This window comes from Providencia sp. wls1922, assembly GCF_009706505.1.
Lineage (GTDB): Bacteria > Pseudomonadota > Gammaproteobacteria > Enterobacterales > Enterobacteriaceae > Providencia > Providencia lanzhouensis.
In genome coordinates, this window is the sequence record NZ_WLUG01000012.1 from 1 (window position 1) to 4,297 (window position 4,297).

Consider the following 4,297-nt stretch of genomic DNA (forward strand, 5'->3'; position numbering starts at 1 on the left):
GCAAGGCTCCGGTAGCCTTGGCGATATCGAAAAAGCTGCAATGGTGTTTTGGTTCAATGAGTTGCTGCCGCTGATGGAAAGCATGAAGTCGATTAACGACATGCTAGGTGTTGAGGTAATCCGCTTTAAACAATATGCGTTACTGGATTTTTTGACGCAGGCGAAGAACAAAGAACCTAACTATAAATAAACCATCCAATTCACGTTAATTGATGTTCCCTCACTTCAAACGCAATAGAACGGCCTTAGCGCCGTTCTACCTATGTCACATACCCGAAATTATTTTATATCTCATCTAGTCTGTACAGCCTGAATACTCGCAAATAACACCACTCATGGACTAATCACATCATAGCCAGCGCGGCTCACCTTTCCCCCTTTGCGCGCGCTTGCTCCCCCGCCTCGCCCGCACACAAAAGGAGTGGGATTTTGTGCAGGTGTGCAGAGGGGGTGAACTTAGGTTGGATATGGGATTGGGTAGCAAATACGATTGGAAGAGAATTGTGTAATCTCATGCAAATTTGCTATTGTCCACTTTACTTGTTTATTTTTATTTTTTAACTATATTGATAATCTTACATTAAATACTAATAAGAGGATGTCATGGTTCTTTCAGATTGTGAAATAAGAAAAAAAATAGATTCAGTTGACCTCATAACTAATTATGATGATAAAAAGCTAAGAGGTGCAAGCTATGAATTAAGAATGGGAAATGTATATTACGATCTAACAGAAAGTTCAAACCGAATTGAATTAGAAATAGATGAAAAGGTAATAATCAAGCCAGGCCATTATGTTGTTTTAATTACAAAAGAAAGCGTTAACATCCCTAAAGACCTCATTGCAAAAATTACGAGTAAAGGCTCATTGTTTAGCATCGGGCTGTCGCCAGTTGCAACTTGCGCTGATCCTGGATTTAGTGGGCAGCTAGGAATTATAACTCAAAATATCAGCAATAAATTCATTGAATTGCCTCAAGATGAAGGTATTGCTAAAATAGATTTTAGTATTTTAAGTGGCAAAGTTTCTCATGAGTATAAAGGACAGCATGGTTACCAGACAAATATATGGCCGATTAAGTATCATCTTCAGAAAAGCTATGATGATGTAAAAAACGATCGAAGAGTAAAAACAGAAGATGAAGAGGCGTACGTTGTTTTACCATATTCAACATCTAGAATAATAAAAAAAATAATATCAAAACAAAGAATAACATTTATTTTGTTACTTTGCATTGTTTTTATAACAACACTGTTAAATACTTATTTTCTTACAGGACTTAACTCCACATTCTTAATAAATATAGTGGTTAATATTGTCTGTGGAATAGTTGTTTGGTTAATAACAAAATATATGGAACCAAAGGTGTAAAAATGAATATAGATGAGTTAAAAAAAATCCAAATAATGCAAGATGAAAATTTCGGTTTTCATGTAAAATTCAACAATGCTGAAGATAAATATGGGCAAATCTCAAAAGATTTAATTGGTCTTTTCGGGGAAATTGGTGAATTCTCAAATATAATAAAAAAGATAACCATAAAAAATGAAATGAAAGATAGCTATGAGCTGGATTTATCTCTGGCTGAAAAACATTTAAAAGAAGAAATTATAGATTGTTTAATATATATACTTAGAATATCTGCCATATTAGAAGTAAATATTGAAGATGAAGTTTTAAATAAAATGAGAATAAACAGAAAAAAATATGAAAAACTTAAAAAATAAAAAAATATTTTTCTTACCTGTAAACACTGGTTATGGGAGTGAACATAGCCCTAATTGTGAACTAATAGATTTTTATCGAAAAAGAAGCTCTAATAGTATCTATTGTTCAATTGTTGGAAATGTAGTTATTCCAAATGGATATAAAAGCAATAATTATTGCATTGAAATATCAAATAATACAAACTGGAGAAACTTAACATTTGAAATAAAATCTCAGGGAAGCAAACCTGGCATACAATTAAGTTCAGCATGGGATGGATATATAGGAAATTTACATTTCGTAGCAAAAAAATCAGAAAATCCAGAAAAGTATTATTTAGATGCAATAAATTCAATAGATGAGTCAAAAATAAATAAAATCATTAGGGATTTAATACATGGAATATCACTATCTATCGATAACGGATTTGAACACATTCAAATTCATGCAGCTCATGGATATTTATTCAGCCTATTATTAGATAATTATTTTTCTAAATACGCCGATTTATTTCAGCATAAACTATCAAATATTTTTTCTGAATTAAAAAATTACAATATAGAAACATCATTAAGAATATCTGTTAAAACAGGAATTTACAGAATAGATAAAAAAAGAGATGATATAATAAAAAATCTATCCTCTATTCCTGCTGATTATATTGATCTATCATCGGGGTTCTATAACATAAATAAGAACCTAATATACCCATCTACATCTAGCATGCTAAAAAAACGCTATGAAGATTCAATTAAATTAATTGATGAGTTTAAAAATAGAAAATTTATAATATCTGGAAAATCATTGTCTTTATTTGATGAAATTTTACCTAAAAATGTCGATGTAGGTATTTGTAGGGATTTAATTGCCAATCCTAGTTTTATTACAGAACCCGATTTGAAATGTAATGATTGTGGTGATTGCCATTATTATTCACTAGGGAAAAATAAATTAAACTGTAGCTTATGGTAATTTGATAATTTAAATCGATAGGAGTATATGCTATTTTACTCCTATCGAGTATGTTTAATTAAATTCATAACTGAAATAATTATATTCCAGTTATCAAACCCATAGCAATAGCAAGTTAGCATTATAATTTCTAGTAGTTAAATCGACTTAGAAAAAATTTAATATATAAAAACAGTTACACGTAACTACAAAACAACTGATTTATAGCTATTATAATCAAACTCCTTACTCATTATTATATTCTTAATACTTATTGATTAAATATCAAATAATTATCTCTCTATTATTCACTAGATGCTTTACTTGTATTTTACTACACAAACGAAATTCACTCCTCAAATAACGGTGAGAGATTCGGAAACCGGTTACATCGGTTACACCCTACCAAAACCACTCCTAACTCACTGATTAAAAACAACTCCGTTGTAACTTTTTACTGGTTACAACCAGTTACAAAACAGGGGTTAAAAAGTTACATCCTTATAAAACAATAAGTTATGTTTTTAATTTGTAACCTCTTAAAACGGTTACACGTAACCGCAAAGCAACCCATTTGTAACCTTTTACTATTACCATATTTCTTTATAGTATCAATAAAATATAAGACTATTTTGATTTTGTAACCATTGTAACCACTTTCCGAACCCCTCCCATAAATTCTCTATTTATATAAAATAGACTCAATTATGATTATTTATTGTACAGTTGTTTATATCTTCTCTTATTTATCCTCCTGAGTATTTATAGTACTTACTTGATGGTTATCTACAGATATACAGATATACAGATAAAAGAAAGGCTGCACATCGGCAGCCTATAAATGAATAGAGGAGGAAACTAACTTTCACTGTTTTCCTGAAACACCCAGCACTTAATCACTTCGGGTCTTTTAAGCGTACTCCCCACCGCTAGCGTACTATTAAACTGACTGTTTACCACACTTCGCACCGTCTTAACGCCCACAAACTTACGCATACGCCCCGCTTTCAATAAATTCTTAACATCAGTATTCAATTGCATAGACTGACGGTACTCACTGGCTACCTGTGCAATATGGTTAAAGTTCACTGCATAAACGCCCTTTTCACTACTGTGATTCACACCAAAGGCCTCGTTATCGTGTAAATAATCAAATAGTTCCCAAAACTCCATCACTTGCGGTTGGTCGAGTTGGATCGCTTGAACACGTTGTTTGGCCAACTCAATAATAAAGTCGCGAGTTTGGCGAATATGAGCCGCTTTTACAGGAAGAACTAACGCTAACGTTTCCAATAATGCAATTAGCTGCGCGTGGTTTTTGGCGATCCGCTCATGGTTAATCGCCTTATCGGCAAATAACTGCGCCTGTAAGCCATCTACGCTCTCATTGTATTGCTTTAATATCGCAGCTTCTTTCATTAGTACCGTAGGCAGAAAACCAGATAATTTTTCAATGGGATAACGTTCAAGGGCAATCGCTGCATAACGGGTTTCGACGCTCTGCTCGGCTTTATCGGTATACAGATGAATAATCCGTTCTAAAACGGCGCGTGACGCATTAATTTCAGCATTCTGAGCAATCACAATACTGCCTTTAAATAACGGCTCGTAGGTCTCATTACCGCTATTTTTCACCCCT

General features: G+C 32.9%; 3 protein-coding genes and 2 pseudogenes. 4 read left to right on the forward strand and 1 reads right to left on the reverse strand.

All coding sequences use genetic code 11. The annotated features are described in order from the left end of the window. The 4 genes and pseudogenes from GKR71_RS00675 to GKR71_RS00690 form a co-directional block, all read left to right on the forward strand. A pseudogene (locus GKR71_RS00675) lies at positions 1-190 on the forward strand (phage portal protein); the annotation flags it as partial. Between the two features lie 413 nt (positions 191-603). Beyond that, complete coding sequence (locus GKR71_RS00680) at positions 604-1,371, forward strand: dCTP deaminase (protein ID WP_154633785.1); 768 nt, start codon at positions 604-606, stop codon at positions 1,369-1,371. Between the two features lie 2 nt (positions 1,372-1,373). Continuing rightward, complete coding sequence (locus GKR71_RS00685) at positions 1,374-1,727, forward strand: MazG nucleotide pyrophosphohydrolase domain-containing protein (RefSeq protein ID WP_154633786.1); 354 nt, start codon at positions 1,374-1,376, stop codon at positions 1,725-1,727. Next, entirely contained in the window at positions 1,708-2,679 is a 972-nt protein-coding gene (locus GKR71_RS00690; protein WP_154633787.1) for an oxidoreductase, read from the forward strand. Before GKR71_RS00685 ends, GKR71_RS00690 begins: the two co-directional genes overlap by 20 nt. Before the next feature lie 837 nt (positions 2,680-3,516). Here GKR71_RS00690 and GKR71_RS00695 read toward each other — a convergent pair. Next, a pseudogene (locus GKR71_RS00695) lies at positions 3,517-4,297 on the reverse strand (bifunctional DNA primase/helicase); the annotation flags it as partial.